Here is a 16,865-nt window from a genome sequence, read left to right as displayed (position 1 = left end):
GGTCGCCGCCGAGGGCAACTCTTCGCACTTCCGAGATCAAGAGCCCAGTCGGTGCCGGACGTACTGCCGGGCAACGTCGGTGAGCCCCGGGAACGCGCCACGGTAGGCCCACATTCCGAAGGTCAGCACCGCGTATGCGGTCACCGCGTCGGCGGGGGCGTCTCGGTACGCCGGGATGGCGTTCGCCCATTCTTCGGCCTGGTGCGGGGTGTGGCCCTCGGCGGTGAGTCGCAGCACTAACGCGGCAGGGTCAAGCCATGGCGCGCCGATGCTCGACCATGCCCAGTCGACGATCCGCGCGCGGTCGGAGACGAGGATGTTGAGCGGGTGCATGTCGCCGTGCACGAGGCTGTTGCCGTTGACGGCCTCGATCCCGCGTCGCTCCCAGTCCAGCAGTTCGGGCAGGTGGTCCTTGTCCCAGCTGTCAAGTTCGCGGTCCGATTTGGACAGTCGACGCCACGGGGCGGACCATGCCCACTGGTCCGTGGCCTGCTCCAGTTCGACGGGGGACGGCGTCAGCTCCCGTGTCATCGCGGCTACGGTCTCGGCGACCATCGGGAGGTCAGGCGAGCCCGGCGCGAGGCTGGGGTGATGCCCGGTGACGGCCTCGAATCCGAGCACATGCCACCCGTCGGCGGTCACTTCCCAGAGGAGACGCGGCGCAGCAGAGTTCGACCGGGCCCCGACCCGTGCTTCCGTCTGCTGCGCCCGCGCTCGCCGTGTGCCGGTCAGGACGCCCTTGACGAAGCAAGGGCCGTGCGCGGTCTGGAGCGTTGCCAGGAAATCGGAGTTCCGGCCGTTGTCCGGGGAAACCGTCGCGGCCACGGCACCCGTCCGTTCTTCGATCGCTTGCCGGACAGCGGTGGGAAGGTTCGCCCATTCCTGGCTGGCCAATGTCTGCCTCTTCGGTCTAGCTCCGCGCGGGAGACGGGGGCGGGTCGTCGGTGCAGCCGTTCTTGCATTGGGAGCACTTGGCGCATTTCGCCGCGCCAGTGAACCACAGGGGATCGTCCACCACGAACCCCGCCGCCCGGATCGCGTCGGTGGTTCGGCGCATCATGTCGACGAGCGGAACGTCCCCGGTTTCGTCGCTGTCATTCGGGACGTGGTGGATGAAACTTCCGGAAATCCGCTCGCAGAATTCCGCGTATTCGTGCGTGTACAGAATGAACGTGTGCCATCCGATGTCGACGGTTTCGCTCGGTGCGAGGGGGCGACTGGTCCGGGCGCACGCCGCAAGGAACGCAAGCGCCTGATCCATGACTCGTCCCGCGTATTCCAGAGAAACGACGTTCTCGTTCGAGATGCGGGCCCGGAGCCTGCGGAACAAGTCCTCCGGGATGAGCCCCTGCCCGGTCATGTCCTCTACCGCAACAGTCATATGCGAACATCCTTCCGGTCTAGTTGCATCCGTTGCCTTGCGTGCCAACGGAAACTCGGCGGTCGCCGCCGGGTCACTACGGTCCGGCGGTCTTTTTCGTTGCCGCGTATGGAACCCGGCCGGTGCGGAATGTGTCGGGGAACGTCCGCACCGGCCGGGCGATCAAGGGAGAGCCTGCGGCAGCGGCGTGGCCGCAAGGCACCTCATGCACGGCATCCCGGCGGGCGCGTCGCACCATTCCAGGTCGCCGGTCCAGAACTCCGCGCCGCAGAGCGCGACTATGCGGCCGGGATAGTTGGCCGGTTCCGGGAACACGTGCATGACGCGAAATGTCTCGCAGACCGTGCCCGGGAGAGGTCTCCCCAGCATGATCCGCGCGGTCATCGTCTGCCCCTCGTGCCCGTACCAGCCCATGCCCTCTACCTTCGGGACCGGCGGGACCGATGAACAGACGTTTGCCGTCTACCGTCGTCTACAGTCAATGGCGAGCACAGGGGGGGGTGGCGGATGGACGACCTCGCAGCACGGCTCCGGCGCGCACGCACCGACGCCGGGATAAGCCTCGCGGCTTTAGCCGCCCGTACCCACTTCAGCAAGCCGCTGCTCGGATTGCTCGAAACCGGGAAACGCACGATCAGCCCGGAACACGTAGTCGCCTACTCCCGCGCCCTGTGCGTGCCCGTGACGGCCCTGTACGGGGCGCCGGACGACCCGTTGCGCGTCGCGCACGAATGGCTGGTGTCCGAGACCCCCGCAGCCCGGCACACGGCCGCCGGGCGACGCGTCGGCTCCAGCCTCGCCACCGAACTAGAGGAACGCGTGGTCGAGTTGCGCCACCTCGACGACGTGATCGGCGGGGGCGACCTCATCCCGCTCGTGCGTCGCGAACTCGCCGACGCCGAACGCGTAGTGAACGAGGCCAGCTACGACGACGACACCGGCCGCCGCCTGCTCACCGCAGTCGGCGAACTCGCGCAGCTCGCCGGATGGGTCGCCAGCGACGCCGGACAGTACGCCGAAGCACAACACGTGTACCTGTCCGGCGTGTCCGCCGCCCGCGACGCCGGAAACCGGGCACTCGCCGGGCAACTCCTGTCCAGCCTCAGCTACCAGATGGCGAACGTCGGCGACCCGGCCGACGCCGCCCTGCTCGCCCGGTCAGCCGTCGCCGGGGCCGACGACGCCACCCCCGTAGTCCGCGCACTGCTGCTGGAGCGGGTCGCGTGGGCATCCGCCCGGTCCCGCGACACCGACGGCGCCCGCCGCACCCTCGACGCCGTAGACGACGCCTACGCCGCCCGCAGCACCGGCACGGAGGAACCGGAATGGGTGTACTGGCTCGACCGGAACGAAATCGACGTGATGGCCGGACGCTGCCTCATCGAACTGGGCGAACCGGCACGCGCGGAACCCCTCATCACCCACGCCGTGGACGCCTACGCACCCGAGCACACCCGCGAAGTGGGGCTCTACCGCACGTGGATCGCCGAGGCGTACGCCCGTTCCGGCGAACTCGACGCCGCCCGCTCCGCCTTGCGCGCCGCCCGCAAGGCAGGCGACGGAGTCAACTCGACCCGGCTGGCCACCCGCGTCGAACAGATCTCCCGACTCGTCGGCGCGGACACGTAACCGGCGTCCCCGGTGCGAATCCGGTACAGACGACAACGGCAAACATCCCTCAACGCCGACAGCCGTTGAGGGGTGCTTTAGCTGGTCAAACGGGGCGCAACTAAAGGCCGCCAGATCAGGGCTACCCCCTGTCTCAAAGGGCTCATTGAGGGAATCAGATTCCCCAAATGAGTCCTTCACGGACCTTTCGCGCGGCCAGGCGGGTCAGGGCAGCAGATTGGCTCGGCGGGCGGCGTTGACGGCCTGGAGGCGGGTTTTCGCGTCCAGCTTCCGCATCGCGTTGCGCAGGTAGCTTTTCACCGTCTCCGGGCCCAAGCCGAGCGCCGCCGCGATGTCCGCGTTCGTCTGCCCCGCCGCGGCCCCTTCGAGGACATCCAATTCGCGCGCCGACAAAGACGGCCCGCGGACCGGGTCGCCGGTCAGGGACTGGCACACCGCGTCGATGCGGGAGCGCAGTTCCGGGTCTGCGATCGCGGCGGCGATCCGGCGAAGCTCCGCGTGGCTTTCCCGGAGCGCTTCCAGCTCGGCCGGTTTCCCGGTCGGCGCGGCTTCGGGCTCCGGGGCGAGCAGCTCCAGCCGCCGGCGCACTTCGGCGCGCACCGCCAGCTCCTGCTCCAGGTCACGGGCCACTTCGACCATCGCGGTGACCGACCGGTCGCCGAAGCGGACGTGCTCGCGGACCGCGCCGTAGAGCACCGCCCGGACGGTCCGGTGCACGATCACCGGCACCGCCATCACCGAGCGCACGCCCTCGGCCTTGACCGCCCGGTCGAAGTGGTGGCTGATCGCGTCGCTGGTGTAGTAGTCCGGCAGCACCACCGGTTTCCGCACGCCGATCGCGCGCCCGCCGAGGCCCTTGCCCTCCGCGACGACGAGGCCGAGCAGCGACGTGGTGGTGTTGCCGAGCAGTTCGGTCATCCGCAGCCGCTTGCCGTCCACGACCTCGCCGCCGAACGACAGCGGCACGCCCGCCGCGCTGCGCAGCCGGGCCAGGGCGCGGCGCACTTCGGCGGTGGTCTCGGCGGCACTCGTCACGGCAGGCACCCCACTTCGGCGGCACGGGAGGCTCCGGCAGGAGGTGCGATTCTACCCAGCGGCACCGCCGTTGTCGCCGTCCACGGGTCGAAACGCCTGGTCAGAGCACCGGCGCGCCGGCTGGCGCGACCACCCCTGTTCGGGGGTGGTCGGCTGGCTGACCTGCGGTGACGATGTGCCGACACCGGCCGACGATGACCGTGGAGCAGCCCCGTGAGCCCTGAACGCACCATGTTCGACCTGTTGCAGACCTATGCCGCGCCGGACGCGGACGCGACCCGCCTGCTGTGCGGGCGGCATCCGGCCGACGCCGTCGCGTTCACCCTGGTCGAGGCCGACCTGAGCAGCCGCGACCTCACGTACGGCCAGCTCGAGGCCGCTTCCGCCCGGTTCGCCGCCGCGCTGGCCGCGCACGGCGTGCGGCCCGGCGACCGGGTCGCGACGCTCATGGGCAAGTCCGCCGAACTGGTCACCGCGCTGCTCGCGATCTGGCGGCTCGGCGCGGTCCACGTGCCGCTGTTCACCGCGTTCGCGCCGCCCGCGATCGCGCAGCGGATCGTCGGCAACGGGACCCGCGTCGTCGTGGTCGACGCAGGTCAGCGCGCCAAACTCGACCCCAGCGACGACCTGCCCGCCGACCCGTCGCGGATTATCGTGACGACCGGCGAAGCGTCCGGCGGCGATCTGTCGTTCGAGGCGCTGCTGGACGAACCGCACCCGCTGCCCGACCCGGTCGCGGTCGGCGGCGACGGCACGCTGGTGGAGATCTTCACCTCCGGCACGACCGGCACCCCGAAGGCGGTGCCGGTGCCGCTGCGCGGGCTCGCCGGAATCCACTCCTACCAGGAGTTCGGCCTCGACCAGACCGACGAGGACGTCTTCTGGAACGCCGCCGACCCGGGCTGGGCGTACGGGCTGTACTTCGCGTTGCTCGGCCCGCTCGCGACCGGACGGCGCAGCATCCTGCTGCACGCCGGGTTCAGCCCCGAACTGACCTGGCAGGTGCTCGAGCGCTTCGGCGTCACCAACTTCACCGCCGGCCCGACGGTGTACCGCGCGCTGCGCAGCTCGGGCCTGCCGGTGCCGGCCGGCCTGCGGCTGCGGCACTGCTCGTCGGCCGGGGAGCCGCTGACGCCGGACGTCGTGACCTGGGCCGAGGAGGTCCTCGGCTGCCCGGTGCGCGACCACTACGGCCAGACCGAAACCGGCATGGTCGTCGGCAACGCCTGGCATCCGCACCTGATCGCGCCGGTCAAGACCGGCTCGATGGGACGGCCGCTGCCCGGGTTCGCCGTCGAGGTCCTGAAGGCGGGCAGCGACGAGATCGCGGAGGTCGGCGAGACCGGCCGCGTCGCGATCGACGTGTCCGCCAGTCCGCTGATGCCGTTCTCCGGCTACCGCGACGCCCCCGAGCGGACCGCGGAACGCTTCAGCGCCGACGGCCGCTGGTACTACACCGGCGACATCGCCGCCCGCGACCGCGACGGCTACCTGACCTTCGGCTCCCGCGACGACGACGTGATTCTCATGGCGGGCTACCGGATCGGCCCGTTCGAGGTGGAAAGCGCGCTGACGCAACACGAGGCCGTCGCGGAGGCCGCGGTGATCGGCGCGCCGGACGAGCTGCGCGGGGAACTGGTGGTGGCTTACGTCGTGCTGAACCCCGGTGCCGAGGCGTCGGACGAGCTGGTCGACGAGCTGAAGCAGACGGTCAAAACCCGCCTGGCCGCGCATGTTTATCCGCGGCGCATCCACTTCGTGGCGGAACTGCCGAAGACGCCGAGCGGCAAGATCCAGCGCTTCGCCTTGCGAGGCCGGGAGCTGAGCACCGCTTCGAGCTGAGTTTTCCGGCGGCCGGTGCCACACTGGCCCGATGCCGCCTGATCTGCACGGCCGGGTCGCCCTCGTCGCGGGGGCGACCCGCGGTGCCGGGCGGGGCATCGCCGCCGCGCTCGGCGAGGCCGGTGCGACCGTGATCTGCACCGGACGCAGCAGCCGTCTCGAACTGAGGCGCTCGGATTACGCCCGGCCGGAGACGGTCGAGGAAACCGCTTCACTGGTATCCCAGCTCGGCGGGGTCGGCGTTCCGTTCGTCGCCGATCACCTGGACCACGACGACGTCCGCCGGCTGGCCGCTTTCGTCCGTGCTGAATACGGACGGCTTCACGTGCTGGTCAACGACATCTGGGGCGCGGAGCGGCTCAAAGGCGGCCCGGCGGACTGGAACACGCCGGTGTGGGAACACGATCTCGACGCGGGTTTGCGGATTCTGCGGCTGGGGGTCGAGACGCATCTCGTGACGTCGCATTTCCTGCTGCCGCTGGTGATCCGCGAGCCGGCCGGGCTGGTGGTCGAGGTGACCGACGGGACTTCGGCGCACAATGCTTCGCGCTATCGGATTTCGGTGTTTTACGACCTGGCAAAGGCTTCGGTGAACCGGCTGGCGTTCTCGCAGGGCCATGAACTCGCCGCTTACGGCGGGACGGCTGTCGCGGTGACGCCGGGGTGGCTGCGGTCGGAGATGATGCTCGACGCTTACGGGGTCACTGAGGAAAACTGGCGCTCGGCTTTGGCGACGGGGGCTCCTCCCGGGTTCGCGGAGTCGGAATCGCCGCGGTATGTGGGGCGTGGGGTGGCGGCGATGGCGGCGGATCCGGCGCGGGAACGGTGGAATCAGCGGTCGGTGAGTTCGGCGGAGCTGGCGCGGGAGTACGGGGTGACGGATGTGGACGGGCGGCAGCCGGACAGCTGGTGACATCCTCACGACACCAGATCCGGTGGCGGTCAGGCACCAGCGAGTCTCGGCAGGCCGCGCACTACGGCCGCATACTCCTCCGCGATCCGCGAGACAATCTCGGCCGCCGGAAGGATTTCCGTGATCAGCCCGGCCGACTGTCCGGCCTCCACCTTCCCCGTGGCGACATCACCGTGCAGGGCAGCATCCTTCAACGACGAAGCCTGAAAAACCTTGCGCCGCAATGACTCCTCAGCACCGGAAGCTTCCAGCTCAGCCATCCGTGCGGTGAAATCGTTCGACAGTGCGCGAATCACCCCGAGCCCATGACCCACCGTGCGCGTGTCATCGACACCGGCGGCCACCACGGCCTCCTGATAAGCAGGGTGCACAGTAGCCTCGGAGCTCGCCAGGAACCGGGTCCCGAACTGGGCCGCACCGGCGCCCAAAGCCAGCATCGCGGCCAGACCGGCGCCATCGGCGACCCCGCCGGAGGCGATCACGGGGAGCGAAGGTACGGCCGAGACCACAGCGCGCACCAAAACCTGCGTCGTGACCATCCCCGGCGGCGGATGTCCGCCCGCCTCGGCACCGACTACCACCAAGCCGTCGGCACCGGTGGCAGCGGCCTTCAAAGCATGCGAGACACCGGCGACGACGTGCAGGCACCGGGTGCCGACAGCGTGGAACCGGTCCAAATACCGTCGTGGGCCGCCCTGGGAGGCGATCAGCACGGGAGGGCGGCGGGCGAGCAGGAGGTCGATCACCTCGTCGGCACCGGCCCGGTAGAGCGGCAGGTTCACTGCCCACGGACGGTCGGTTCCGGCGGCCATTTCGTCCAGTACCCGCGCCAGATCGGGCAAGCGCATCGGACCGGCGGCGACGACGCCCAGGCCTCCGGCGTTCGACACCGCCAAGGGGAGTGCGGAGGACGACGAGGCCCACGACATCCCGGCCTGGATGATGGGCAGGTCCAGGCCCAGCAAATCGGTGACTGAAGTACGCAGCCGCGTCATGAGTTCTCCAGCAGGGCTCGGGCATACCGAGCCAGTTGGTTCTTCTGCACCTTGGCGCTGGCGGTCATGCCGATCGCCTCGAAACCGTCCACAATGCGCAGATGCCGTGGGACTTTGAAGCCTGCTAAACGTTCTTTCGCCCATAAGAGCAGGTCGTCCTCCGAAACGCCCGGCGCAGTCAGGACAACGAAAGCGAAGGGCACTTCGATCAATCGCTCGTCGGGGACGCCGACAACGGCGGCTTGCCGCACGGCGGGGTGGCGGTGCAGCACGTCCTCGACATCGGCGGGCGCGACATTCTCCCCGCCGACTCGGATGATTTCCTTGGTGCGGCCGGTGAAATGGAACCGGCCCGAGTCGTCGAGCAGACCGACGTCTCCGGTGGACAGCCAACCCTCGGCGTCGATGGTCTCGGCGGTTCGCACAGGGTCGTCCAGGTAGCCTTGCATGACGTTCCATCCCCGCACCAGCACCGAGCCGGGTTCGCCGGGGGCGCAGTCGCGGGTGTCGTCCAAGGCCCGGATGCGGATTTCCACTCCTGGTTCGGGGGCCATGGCTCCGGAGGCGCGGATTTCTTCCGGTTCCCACCGGGCGGATTGGGCGACATTCGGAGACGCTTCGGAAAGTCCGTACCCGGCAACGCATTCGCGCGCGCCGAGTTCGTCGATGACGCGACGGACGACGGTGGGGGACGCGGCGACCCAGGCACCGCGCAGGGAGAGGCGGCGGCGCGGGCGGTCGGGGTGGTTGAGCAGGAGCAGGGCGATGGTGTCGTTGCCGGAGAAGTGCGTGCAACGCTCAGCTTCCAGCAAGCGCAACGCTTCCGCTGGCTCGAATTTCGGCATCGTCACCAAGGTGGTGGCGTGCTGCAGGGAAGCCAGCACCGACAGGGTGCTTCCGGCGACGTGGAAGAACGGGCGCGCGGAATGGAATCGGTCGCCGGGGCGCAAACCCATGCGGGCGCCGGAAAAGAAAGCGTCGGCGCACATGCTGCGGTGGGTCAGGAGGACGCCTTTGGGACGCGACGTTGTGCCGGACGTGTATTGCACGAGAAGGAGATCGTCCGGCGTGGCAACGGGTTCGGCGGGAGAACCGGCGGCCAGGAAATCGGTCCAGCTTTCTTGGCCCAGGACGATGATCCGCTGCAAAGAAGGCAGAGTCGCGCAGCCGGGTTCAATACCGGCGTCGGAGAACAGCGCGGGGAAGTCGACGTTCAAGACGCGCTCGGCGGCGAACAGCGTGCTGACGCCGGAGTGCGCAAGCGTGTAATGCACTTCGTCGGCGGTGAAGCGCGTGTTCACCGGGACGACTAGCGCGCCAAGAGAACCCAACGCTAGGAACAGCGTGACCCACTCGGGAGTATTGCCCAGGCAGAGCCCGACGCGGGAGCCCCGGCCGATCCCGGCGGCGGCCAGCGCTCCGCGCACCCGGGCGACCTCGGTGGCCAGTTCCCGGTAGGTGATCCGGGCATCGGCGGTGACGACGGCCTCGACGTCGGGGGCCAGGAGCGCGGCCCGGGCGAGGGCGTCCTGGACGGTGAGCGGGCAGGCGGTGCGCAGGTCGGTCATCGGGTCTCTCCAGTGAACCGGGCGACGCCGTCGCGCCAGCTGCCGTCGGCGAGGTTCTGTTCGATGGCGGACATTTCGATCCGGATGCCGCGGTCCAGGTCGGTTTCCGAACCCAGGTCCACCGCCCGTTTGGTCAGGGCGATCGCGCCGGGCGGGGCGGCGGCGATGGCGGCGGCGACCTCGGTTCCGGCGGCAGCGAGGTCGGGGACGACGCGGTTGACCAGGCCGAGCGCAGCGGCTTCGGCGGCGGGCAAAGGCGTGTTGGTGAACAACAGTTCCTTGGCCCGCCGTTTGCCGATGGCTCGCTGAAGCCGTTGGGTCGCGCCGACCGTGCCCCAATGCGGTTCAGGGAACCGGAAAACGGTGCCCGTGGCGGCGAGGGCGAAGTCGGCGGCGAGGGTGATTTCCCCGCCGGAGCCGACGACAGTTCCGTGCACCAACGCGACAACGGGACAGCGGCAGGCCTCGATCGCCGCGTAAGCCGCGAAGGACGCGACTCGGCGGCGGCGGACCCAGGCGGCGTCCTTGCCGGTCCGTTCCTTCAAGTCCGCCCCGGCGCAGAAGACCGGACCGGCACCGCTGAGCAGAACAACCCGGGCGTCTGAGATGTCAACGGCGTCGAAGGCTTCCTTCAGCGCGTGGCACATCGCGAGGTCCACGGCATTGCGCGCCGACGGGCGGGCCAGTTCGACGCGGGCGATTCCGTCGGTGACATCCAGCGTCACGCGTTCGTTCATCAGATCACTCCCGCGGCCCGCAGGCCCTCGATCTCGTCGTCCGACAGTCCCGCCAGGTCGCGCAGCACGACGTCGGTGTCCGCGCCGAGCACCGGAGGCGTTCCCGGTGCCGGAGCGTCTCCGGAAGTCTCGCGCAACGGCGTGCGCAGCGCTGGGAACGAGCCTTCGACGGGATGCGTGAACTCCCCGACGACCCCGCGCGCGACGGCGTGCGGATCGGCCAGCGCCTCGCGGACCGAACGCACCGCGCCAGCGGGGACCTCGGCCGCCTGTAGTTCTTTGACCAGCTGATCCCGGTCGTGCTGGGCGATCGCCCCGCGCAGCGCCTTCATGACGCGCGCGCGATGTTCGACGCGACCCGCGTTGTGCGCCAGCGAAGGGTCAGCGGCCAAAGTGGACAATCCGAGCACGGTGCACAGCGGCTGCCAATGCTGGTCGCTGCCGCTGATGTGCAGCCATTCGCCGTCCCCGGCCTGGAACGCCGCCGACGGCACCCGCCCCGGATGCTCGGTCCCGGTGCGGACCGGGTCCTCGCCGAGCGCGAACAGCCGCGCCGCGTTCAAGGCGTGCAGGCTGAGCTGGACGTCCATCATGGCCACGTCGAGGTGCCGGCCGCGACCGTCGGACGAACGCCCGGCGAGCCCGGTCAGCACGGCGATCACCACCCACAGCCCCGACGTCAGGTCCGCCACCGGCACCCCGGTTTTCGCGGGCGGACCAGCGGGATCGCCGGTCATCGCCATCACGCCGGACAGCGCCTGGAACACCGTGTCGTAGCCCTTGCGGTGCGCGTCCGGCCCGGTCTGGCCGAAGCCGGTCGCGGACACCAGCACGAGGTCCGGGTTCGCCGCGGACAATTCCGCGTAGCCGAGGCCGAGCCGGTCGAGCGTGCCGGGCAGGAAGTTCTCCACGACGACGTCGGCGCGCGCGGCCAGCTTCCGGACGACGTCGCGGCCGCGCGGGTCCTTCAAGTCCACAGTGACCGATTGCTTGCCGCGGTTGAACGCGAAGAAGTACGCGCTCTCGCCGTGCGGCAGCCGGGGTTCGAAGCCGCGGGTTTCGTCGCCGGTGCCAGGGCGTTCGACCTTGATCACGGTCGCGCCGAGTTCGGCGAGGATCTGGGTGGCCAGCGGCGCGGCGAGGACCCGCGAGAGGTCCAGGACCGTGACTCCGGCGAGCGGGCCGGTCATGAGCGGAACCCGCGCATCAGGGCGTTGACGTCCTGGCCGGCGCGCATCGCGGCGTCCGTCGGCAGGTCCGCGACGCGGTAGAAGAGGTCCTTCGCGGCAGCGAGCGCCCGAGGTTCGACCGAGGCCCAGCGCTGCGCGACGGCGAGCGCGGCGGGCACGATCTCGGCGGGTTCGACCACCTGGTTCACCAGCCCGTACGACAGGGCTTCCGCGGCGGTGAGCAGCCGCCCGGTGCTGACCAGCTCGAACGCCAGCTTCCGGCCGAGATGCCGGACCAGCCCGGTCATCACCAGCGCGGGCACGATCGAATGCTTCAGCTCGGGGTAGCCGAATTTCAGGTCCGACCCGGCGACAACCAGGTCCGCTCCGATCGCGAGACCGGCACCGCCGCCGACCGCCGCCCCGCGCACCGCGCTGACGACCGGAACCGGCAGCTGCTGCATGCGCGTCTGCAACCGGGCGGTGAGCGCGGCACGCTCGAGAACGGCCTCCGGCTGGTCCGGCGTGAGCGACGAGAACTCGTTCAGATCGGCCCCGGCGCAGAACCCGCGCCCGGCCCCAGTCAAAACGACAGCGCGGACGCGCGGGTCTCGGCCGGCTTCGTCAAGCGCGGTGTCGAGCGCCCGGGTGAGCGCGGTGTCGAGCGCGTTGAGTTTGTCCGGCCGGTTCAACGTGAGGACGCGGACGGCCTCGTGATTTTCAGTCAGCAGCACAGGTTTCTCCCCAAAGAAAAGTCAGGCGGACGCGAAGCCGGCGCGGGCGACCATGCTGTGCAGCGGGCGGCCGAGCGCTTCTTCGCAGGCCGCGGACGCCGCGGCGAGCTGGTCGAGATCGAGGCCGGTTTCGACGCCCATCGCGGCGAACAGGCTGGCCAGGTCCTCGGTGCACACGTTGCCCGTGAGCCCGGCCCCGTAGCCGATCTTCGCCGGATGCCCGCCGACACCGCCCATCGCGGAATCGAAATGCCGGCACCCGGCTTCCAGCGCGGCGACGGCGTTCGCGATGCCGGTCCCGCGCGTGTTGTGAAGGTGCGCGACCAGCGGCAGGTCCGGGTGTTCGCGGGACAACCGGGTGTACAGCGCGCGCACCGAACCCGGGGTCGCGACGCCGGTGGTGTCGCCCAAGGTCACCAGGCTCGCGCCGAGGTCGGCGAACCGCGCGACGTCCTCGGCCACCCGGCCCGGGTCGACCTTGCCCTCGAACGGGCAGCCGAACGCCACCGAAACCACTCCGACCAGGCGAAACCGGCCGTCGGCGAGCTTGACCATCTCGGTCACGCGCTCCCATTGACCGGCGCGCGTGGTGCGCAGATTCCGCTCGGTGTGCGCTTCGGTGGCGGACACCAGCAGGCTCAGCTCTTCGGCACCGTGCCCGGCCTCGAGGTCCGCGAGCGCGCGTTCGACGGCACGCGGGTTCGGGCAGGTCGCCTTGAACGCGACGCCCGGGTGCCGGTCGATCCCGGCGAGCACCTCGGACGCGTCGGAGAACCCGGGCACCCGCGCCGGATGGCTGTAGCTGGTCGCCTCGATCCGGCGGAAACCGGTGCGCGCGAACGCGTTCAGCAGCGCGATCTTCGTCGCGGTCGGCACGGGCTCCGGCTCGTGCTGCAGCCCGTCGCGGGCGAAGCACTCGCAGATCGTGACGGCGTCGGACATCCTGGGCCCACCTCCTCGTCGGTGGATCCAGAAGTACGCGAGGGTGTTGATAAAGTCAACACTACTCGGCGGCCGGGTGAGCCCGCTCACTCTCCTCGACGGCCAGCGCGTGCTCGGCCAGCTTGTCCAGCGCGCGGTCCAGCACGCGCGCCTCCTCGCCGGTCAGGGTGGCGAGGAAGTCCGCGTCGCGCTCGTTGGCGGCGGTGATCAGGCCGCGGTACACCCGGGTGCCCTCGGCGGTCAGCGCCAGCTGCGACGTGCGCCCTGACCCGGCGGTGCGGTTCACCAGCCCGCGGTCGGTCAGCCGGCTGACCACGCGGCTCATCTGCGCTTTGTCGAGTCCGGCGCGGCGGGCGAGCCGGTTGAGCGTGAGCGTCGGGTCGGCCGCGATGAGCGCGATCGCGCGCCATTCGCCGAGGCTCACGTCGAAGTCCCGCCGGTAGCGCACCGCGGCGCTGCGCGACATCGCCGACGACGTGCGCGAGAGCCGGTAGGACAGCAGTCCGGAGATGGGGACCAAGTCGTGTCCGTCTGCGCGTTCGGCCATGGCCGTGCATCGTAGCCGTTACCCACTGGGTGTTGACAAACTCAACACTCGATGCGGAGACTGCCACTCGCCCGATCCGGACGAAGGAGTCTCAGCCGTGGCCGAACCATCCGCTGTCACCGGCGCTCCGGCAACCGCCGCCGTCGACCGCAAAGCGACCTATCGCACGATCGCCCGGCGCGTCATGCCGCTGCTGGTGCTGTGTTACGTCGCGAGCTACATCGACCGCACCAACATCGGGATCGCCCAGCAGGGCCTGAAACGGGACCTCGGCTTCGGCCCGGCGGTGTACGGGCTCGGCGTCACGCTGTTCTTCGTCGGCTTCATCCTCTTCGAAGTCCCGAGCAACGCGCTGCTCGCCCGCATCGGCGCGCGCAAAACGCTCGCCCGCATCATGGCCACCTGGGGCGTGATGACCGTGGTGACCCTGTTCGTGCAGAACGAGATCATGTTCTACGCCGCGCGCTTCCTGCTCGGCGTCGCGGAAGCCGGGTTCTTCCCCGGCGCGCTGTATCTGCTGTCGCTGTGGTTCCCCTCGTCGCGGCGGACGCGGATGACGGCCGTGTTCTTCATCGGCATCCCGGTGTCCGGCGCGCTCGGATCGGTGATGTCGGGCTGGATCATGCACTCGCTCGGCGGCGTCGGCGGGCTCGCGGACTGGCAGTGGCTGTTCCTGATCGAAGGGATCCCGCCGATCCTGCTGGCCGGGCTCGTGCTGCTCTTCGTCACCGACGGCCCGGAGCAGGCGAAGTGGCTCACCGCGGATCAGAAGGCCGCTGTGCGCGCCGACCTTGACGCGGACCTGCGCGACAAGGGGGAGACGAAGCAGAAGCACAGCGGACTGCTGCTCGCCCTGCGCGACCCGAAGGTCTGGATCCTCGGGCTCTGCGCGTGCGGCGCGTACACGCTGGCGAACGCCGTCTCGTACTGGACGCCGCGGATCATCGCCAACGCCGGCGTCGGCAACGTGCTTAACCTCGGCTTCTTCTCGGCGATCCCGCCGCTGCTCGGCATCGTGGTGATGCTGCTGGTCGGCAGGCATTCCGACCGCACCCTGGAGCGGCGCTGGCACGCGGCGACGAGCTGGATCGTGGCGGTGTTCGCGATGCTGGCGATCTCGGTGTCCGGCGGCAACGTCGTGGTGGTCATCCTGCTGCTCGCGGTGATGGCGGCCGCGCACTACTCGGGGCTGACGGTGTTCTACTCGATCCCGTCGATCTACCTGACCGACCGGGCCGCGGCGACCGGGATCGCGGTCGTGACGTCGATGGGCTCGTTCGCCGCCGCCGCTTCGCCGTCGCTGCTCGGGTTCATCGAATCCTCGACCGGGAGCTTGTCGCTGGGGCTGCAGATCAGCGCGGGCATCATCCTGCTCGCCGTCGTGGTGCTGCTGGTCGGCGTCCGCCCCGGCGATCTTCGCGAACGGCGGCGCTGACCACCCGGCCGCGAGCCTCCCCGCTCCCGCGGAAGGTCCGTGAGGGGAACCCTGAGGGAATCTGAGTCAATGAGGGTTCCCCTCACGAACCTCTCCTGAGCCCGGCGCTGGGTCCGCCGGCCAAGGGATGCTGACCCTCCAAAGTGTGCCTTTCGGCACGCGGCAGCCCGTCCGACCTCGGCGGGCTGCCTGGCGCGTCTTCTCTCTCATCGCTCTCACAGGAACCCCGGAGTAGACCGGGTGCCGCCGGAGGGAGGAGCGGTGAGCGATGGAGCGCGCGAACGGGCACTGGGCCGAACGGATCGGCGTGGTCGCGCTGGTCGCGGTCCTGCTGGGCGGGGCCGCCTACGGGTGGGCCGAGCTGCGCGCGCTGCTGTCCGGGGTCACCACGTCGACCGCGCTCGACGGGCAGGCCCGGCCGGGCGGGGACACCAACATCCTCGTCATGGGACTCGATTCGCGGCTCGACGAACGGGGCGAACCGCTTCCCGCCGAGCTGTACGAACAGCTGCACGCGGGAGACCAGCACGTCGGCGGGTACAACACCGATGTGCTGATGCTGCTGCACGTTCCGGCGGACGGCGGGCATCCCACGGTCATCTCCATTCCGCGCGACGATTACACCGATCTCGCCGGCTGTCCGGACGGGGTGTGCCAGGGCCGGATCAAGGAGGCTTACGGGTACGCGTTCGCCGCGGAAGCCAAACGTCTTGCCGCGCAAGGCGTCACCGAGAAGGCGGCTCGCGAACAGAGGTCCCGGGACGCCGGCCGCGCGGCAGAAGTCGCTACGGTGCGCCAGTTCCTCGGCGGAGTCGCGGTGGACCATTTCGTCGAAGTCACCCTGGTCGCGTTCTATCAGCTGGCGCAGGTCGTGCAGCCGATCACGGTGTGTTTGACCGAGGCCGCCCACGACAGTTACTCGGGTGCGGATTTCCCCAGCGGGCAGCAGCGGATTTCCGCGGCGCAGGCGCTCGCGTTCGTGCGGCAGCGGCGGGATTCGCAGCACGAGTTCACCGACCTGGACCGGGAACGGCGCCAGCAAGCGTTTCTCGTTTCGCTGGCGCATCAGCTGGAAGAAGGCGGGGTGTTCGGCGACCCGGGGAAACTCGGGCAGCTGGTTTCGGTCGCGCGGCAGAATGTCGCGATCGATTCCGGGCTCGACCTCAACGCGCTGGCGCGGCAGGCGGAATCGTTCGCAGGCGGGGATCTGACCTTGGCGTCGCTTCCGGTCGAACGGTTCGAAAAAGACGCGCGCGGCGAAGACGTCAATATCGTCGATCCGGTGCACATACGGGCCGCCGCGGCCCGGCTGCTTGGCCGGACCGTCCCGCCGCCGCCCGCCGCGACGGCCGGGCCCGCGGTGGACGTGGTGAACGCGAGCGGCCGTGAGGGCGCGGCCGCTCGGGTGCTGAAGACTCTCCCGTCGCGGGGATACCGCGCCGGGCGCACGTCCAACGCGCGGCACACGCGCCGCACCGTCGTCCGCTACGGGCGCGGGGATTCCGCGTCGGCGGCGAAGCTCGTGGCCGCCCTCGGCGGCGGGTACGGCGTGGGTTACGACGGCGCGCTGGCGGCGGGGGAGTTGAAGCTGGTGCTGGGCACTGATTTCCGGGAAAAGGCCGGCGAGGCCGCTCCGGTGCCGGTCGCCCCGGTTTCGCCCGCCGACGAATTGTCCGGAGGCGGGGTGCCCTGCGTGCGGTGAACGGGAGAAGCACAAAGATCCTGTGAACCGGTTGAGAACGATTTCCGAAATTAACTCTGCCGAGTGACGCCGGCGGCACTGCGTCCGCTAATGTCCGGACTCGCGTGACGAGCCGCACAGCAGCGGCCGGGGGATTGCCCGATATCTGTTCTTGTTCCGATTTCAGCGTCCGGGAACGGCGCTGCTGCTTCAGCCCGGCCTCACGCCGCCCATTGTTGAGTGGTTTCCGGCCGGTT

16 protein-coding genes are annotated in these 16,865 nt (G+C 69.9%); 5 read left to right on the top strand and 11 right to left on the bottom strand.

Annotated features, from left to right (window positions below; all coding sequences use genetic code 11):
- Positions 1-36: 36 nt before the first annotated feature.
- The 3 genes from PUT80_RS10725 to PUT80_RS10715 form a co-directional block, all read right to left on the bottom strand.
- Entirely contained in the window at positions 37-825 is a 789-nt protein-coding gene (locus PUT80_RS10725; protein ID WP_275291859.1) for a phosphotransferase, read from the bottom strand.
- Between the two features lie 85 nt (positions 826-910).
- Positions 911-1,381 (bottom strand): hypothetical protein, encoded by a 471-nt coding sequence (locus tag PUT80_RS10720; protein WP_275291794.1) that lies wholly within the window; start codon positions 1,379-1,381, stop codon positions 911-913.
- A 162-nt stretch (positions 1,382-1,543) separates the two neighbouring features.
- Positions 1,544-1,795, bottom strand: coding sequence for a hypothetical protein (locus PUT80_RS10715; RefSeq protein WP_275291793.1), 252 nt, complete (start codon positions 1,793-1,795; stop codon positions 1,544-1,546).
- A gap of 93 nt (positions 1,796-1,888) precedes the next feature.
- On the opposite strand from PUT80_RS10715, the gene PUT80_RS10710 reads away from it, so the two are divergent.
- Positions 1,889-3,010, top strand: a complete 1,122-nt coding sequence (locus PUT80_RS10710; RefSeq protein WP_275291792.1) for a helix-turn-helix transcriptional regulator — start codon at positions 1,889-1,891, stop codon at positions 3,008-3,010.
- Between the two features lie 204 nt (positions 3,011-3,214).
- On the opposite strand, the gene PUT80_RS10705 is transcribed toward PUT80_RS10710, so the two are convergent.
- Positions 3,215-4,045, bottom strand: coding sequence for a LuxR C-terminal-related transcriptional regulator (locus PUT80_RS10705; protein ID WP_275291791.1), 831 nt, complete (start codon positions 4,043-4,045; stop codon positions 3,215-3,217).
- A gap of 231 nt (positions 4,046-4,276) precedes the next feature.
- Between PUT80_RS10705 and PUT80_RS10700 the strand changes: the two genes are divergently transcribed.
- Positions 4,277-5,887 carry an AMP-binding protein gene (locus PUT80_RS10700; RefSeq protein ID WP_275291858.1) on the top strand — a complete coding sequence of 537 codons (1,611 nt, stop codon included), beginning with the start codon at positions 4,277-4,279 and terminating at the stop codon, positions 5,885-5,887.
- A 31-nt stretch (positions 5,888-5,918) separates the two neighbouring features.
- Entirely contained in the window at positions 5,919-6,800 is an 882-nt protein-coding gene (locus tag PUT80_RS10695) for an SDR family oxidoreductase (RefSeq protein ID WP_037819800.1), read from the top strand.
- Positions 6,801-6,829: 29 nt separating this feature from the next.
- On the opposite strand, the gene PUT80_RS10690 is transcribed toward PUT80_RS10695, so the two are convergent.
- From PUT80_RS10690 to PUT80_RS10660, 7 genes are all read right to left on the bottom strand, one after another.
- On the bottom strand, positions 6,830-7,795 hold the full coding sequence (locus PUT80_RS10690) for a nitronate monooxygenase (protein WP_037819798.1): 966 nt from the start codon (positions 7,793-7,795) through the stop codon (positions 6,830-6,832).
- Complete coding sequence (locus PUT80_RS10685) at positions 7,792-9,363, bottom strand: AMP-binding protein (RefSeq protein ID WP_275291790.1); 1,572 nt, start codon at positions 9,361-9,363, stop codon at positions 7,792-7,794. The genes PUT80_RS10690 and PUT80_RS10685 overlap by 4 nt, the downstream gene beginning before the upstream one ends.
- Complete coding sequence (locus tag PUT80_RS10680) at positions 9,360-10,100, bottom strand: enoyl-CoA hydratase/isomerase family protein (RefSeq protein ID WP_037819790.1); 741 nt, start codon at positions 10,098-10,100, stop codon at positions 9,360-9,362. Before PUT80_RS10680 ends, PUT80_RS10685 begins: the two co-directional genes overlap by 4 nt.
- Positions 10,100-11,290 carry a CaiB/BaiF CoA-transferase family protein gene (locus tag PUT80_RS10675; protein WP_037819787.1) on the bottom strand — a complete coding sequence of 397 codons (1,191 nt, stop codon included), beginning with the start codon at positions 11,288-11,290 and terminating at the stop codon, positions 10,100-10,102. The genes PUT80_RS10680 and PUT80_RS10675 overlap by 1 nt, the downstream gene beginning before the upstream one ends.
- On the bottom strand, positions 11,287-12,003 hold the full coding sequence (locus PUT80_RS10670; RefSeq protein WP_037819786.1) for an enoyl-CoA hydratase/isomerase family protein: 717 nt from the start codon (positions 12,001-12,003) through the stop codon (positions 11,287-11,289). The genes PUT80_RS10675 and PUT80_RS10670 overlap by 4 nt, the downstream gene beginning before the upstream one ends.
- 21 nt (positions 12,004-12,024) lie before the next feature.
- Complete coding sequence (locus PUT80_RS10665; RefSeq protein WP_275291789.1) at positions 12,025-12,945, bottom strand: hydroxymethylglutaryl-CoA lyase; 921 nt, start codon at positions 12,943-12,945, stop codon at positions 12,025-12,027.
- A 61-nt stretch (positions 12,946-13,006) separates the two neighbouring features.
- Complete coding sequence (locus tag PUT80_RS10660; RefSeq protein ID WP_037819777.1) at positions 13,007-13,492, bottom strand: MarR family transcriptional regulator; 486 nt, start codon at positions 13,490-13,492, stop codon at positions 13,007-13,009.
- 97 nt (positions 13,493-13,589) lie between these two features.
- Between PUT80_RS10660 and PUT80_RS10655 the strand changes: the two genes are divergently transcribed.
- On the top strand, positions 13,590-14,927 hold the full coding sequence (locus PUT80_RS10655) for an MFS transporter (RefSeq protein ID WP_275291788.1): 1,338 nt from the start codon (positions 13,590-13,592) through the stop codon (positions 14,925-14,927).
- Between the two features lie 268 nt (positions 14,928-15,195).
- On the top strand, positions 15,196-16,629 hold the full coding sequence (locus PUT80_RS10650) for an LCP family protein (protein WP_275291787.1): 1,434 nt from the start codon (positions 15,196-15,198) through the stop codon (positions 16,627-16,629).
- The last annotated feature ends 236 nt before the right edge of the window (positions 16,630-16,865 follow it).

This window comes from Amycolatopsis sp. La24 (assembly GCF_029087445.1).
Lineage (GTDB): Bacteria > Actinomycetota > Actinomycetes > Mycobacteriales > Pseudonocardiaceae > Amycolatopsis > Amycolatopsis nivea.
The sequence above is the reverse complement of the archived record's forward strand: the minus strand, read 5'-3'. Positions and strand labels throughout refer to the sequence as shown.

What these genes read in the sequence shown, in the direction of transcription:
- PUT80_RS10680 (WP_037819790.1), bottom strand. Translation starts at nt 10,100, where the DNA reads ATGAACGAACGCGTGACGCTGGATGTCACCGACGGAATCGCCCGCGTC.
- PUT80_RS10695 (WP_037819800.1), top strand. Translation starts at nt 5,919, where the DNA reads ATGCCGCCTGATCTGCACGGCCGGGTCGCCCTCGTCGCGGGGGCGACC.
- PUT80_RS10685 (WP_275291790.1), bottom strand. Translation starts at nt 9,363, where the DNA reads ATGACCGACCTGCGCACCGCCTGCCCGCTCACCGTCCAGGACGCCCTC.
- PUT80_RS10720 (WP_275291794.1), bottom strand. Translation starts at nt 1,381, where the DNA reads ATGACTGTTGCGGTAGAGGACATGACCGGGCAGGGGCTCATCCCGGAG.
- PUT80_RS10715 (WP_275291793.1), bottom strand. Translation starts at nt 1,795, where the DNA reads ATGGGCTGGTACGGGCACGAGGGGCAGACGATGACCGCGCGGATCATG.
- PUT80_RS10690 (WP_037819798.1), bottom strand. Translation starts at nt 7,795, where the DNA reads ATGACGCGGCTGCGTACTTCAGTCACCGATTTGCTGGGCCTGGACCTG.
- PUT80_RS10675 (WP_037819787.1), bottom strand. Translation starts at nt 11,290, where the DNA reads ATGACCGGCCCGCTCGCCGGAGTCACGGTCCTGGACCTCTCGCGGGTC.
- PUT80_RS10650 (WP_275291787.1), top strand. Translation starts at nt 15,196, where the DNA reads ATGGAGCGCGCGAACGGGCACTGGGCCGAACGGATCGGCGTGGTCGCG.
- PUT80_RS10665 (WP_275291789.1), bottom strand. Translation starts at nt 12,945, where the DNA reads ATGTCCGACGCCGTCACGATCTGCGAGTGCTTCGCCCGCGACGGGCTG.
- PUT80_RS10700 (WP_275291858.1), top strand. Translation starts at nt 4,277, where the DNA reads ATGTTCGACCTGTTGCAGACCTATGCCGCGCCGGACGCGGACGCGACC.
- PUT80_RS10660 (WP_037819777.1), bottom strand. Translation starts at nt 13,492, where the DNA reads ATGGCCGAACGCGCAGACGGACACGACTTGGTCCCCATCTCCGGACTG.
- PUT80_RS10710 (WP_275291792.1), top strand. Translation starts at nt 1,889, where the DNA reads ATGGACGACCTCGCAGCACGGCTCCGGCGCGCACGCACCGACGCCGGG.